Source organism: Acinetobacter sp. YH12045 (genome assembly GCF_013419925.1).
In the GTDB taxonomy this organism is placed as follows: Bacteria; Pseudomonadota; Gammaproteobacteria; order Pseudomonadales; family Moraxellaceae; genus Acinetobacter; species Acinetobacter amyesii.
In genome coordinates, this window is sequence record NZ_VOZE01000038.1 from 1 (window position 1) to 1,504 (window position 1,504).

Genomic DNA, 1,504 nt, shown 5'->3' on the forward strand with positions numbered 1-1,504 from the left:
TGCGAGTCTTGCCACGCCGAGCACCTGGTCGCTTTCAGCTGTAAGCGTCGCGGTTTCTGCCCGAGCTGTGGGGCGCGGCGGATGGCCGAAAGTGCCGCCTTGCTGGTTGATGAAGTACTGCCTGAACAACCCATGCGTCAGTGGGTGTTGAGCTTCCCGTTTCAGCTGCGTTTCCTGTTTGCCAGCCGGCCCGAGATCATGGGGTGGGTGCTGGGCATCGTTTACCGCGTCATTGCCACGCACCTGGTCAAGAAAGCGGGCCATACCCACCAAGTGGCCAAGACGGGCGCGGTCACCCTGATCCAGCGTTCTGGATCGGCGCTCAATCTGAATGTTCACTTCCACATGCTGTTTCTCGACGGTGTGTATGTCGAGCAATCCCACGGCTCAGCGCGTTTCCGCTGGGTCAAGGCGCCGACCAGCCCAGAGCTCACCCAGCTGACGCACACCATCGCCCACCGGGTGGGTCGCTATCTGGAACGGCAAGGCCTGCTGGAACGGGATGTCGAAAACAGCTATCTGGCCTCGGATGCGGTGGATGACGACCCGATGACACCCCTGCTGGGGCACTCGATCACTTACCGTATCGCTGTCGGTTCACAGGCGGGGCGAAAGGTGTTCACTTTGCAAACTCTGCCGACCAGTGGTGATCCGTTCGGTGACGGGATTGGCAAGGTAGCCGGGTCCAGCCTGCACGCCGGCGTGGCGGCCAGGGCCGATGAACGCAAGAAGCTCTAACGGCTGTGCCGGTACATCAGCCGCCCGGCGGTATCCGAGAAGCGGCTGTCGTTAACACGAGGCGGCAACGTGCGCTACCAGCTCAAGACGCCGTACCGGGACGGCACCACGCACGTCATTTTCGAACCATTGGATTTCATTGCAAGGCTGGCCGCCCTGGTACCGAAGCCCAGAGTCAACCTAACCCGCTTCCACGGGGTGTTCGCACCCAACAGTCGGCACCGGGCGTTGGTCACGCCGGCAAAACGGGGCAGGGGCAACAAGGTCAGGGTGGCTGATGAACCGGCAACACCAGCACAACGGCGAGCGTCGATGACATGGGCGCAACGGCTCAAGCGTGTTTTCAATATCGACATCGAGACCTGCAGCGGCTGCGGCGGCGCCATGAAAGTCATCGCCTGCATTGAAGACCCTATAGTGATCAAGCAGATCCTTGATCACCTGAAGCACAAAGCCGAAACCAGCGGGACCAGGGCGTTACCCGAAAGCCGGGCGCCACCGGCTGAGCTGCTCCTGGGTCTGTTTGACTGACGAGCCTGAAGGCCAACGATACCAATCAAAATGCTGCGTTCACAGCGCCGCGGCAGGGATCCGCCGTGCTGGTTGTCGGAAAAGGAGCCGCTAGTGGGAAAGAGGAGGGTAAATTTTCAGCGTTGCTGGCTCCCCGTCAGCCGGATTGGGTTGCATCGCAGGGGTGTCGAAAGAGTCAACTGCGGTCCAAAGCTGTTGGACTTGGGTGAAAAGGGCGTTTATTCTTCCTATACGT

Annotated in this window: 1 pseudogene; it reads left to right on the forward strand. The window is 60.5% G+C overall.

The features are described 5' to 3' along the window. Window positions 1-1,269: pseudogene (locus FTU02_RS16240) on the forward strand (IS91-like element ISVsa3 family transposase); the annotation flags it as partial. Window positions 1,270-1,504 lie beyond the last annotated feature (235 nt).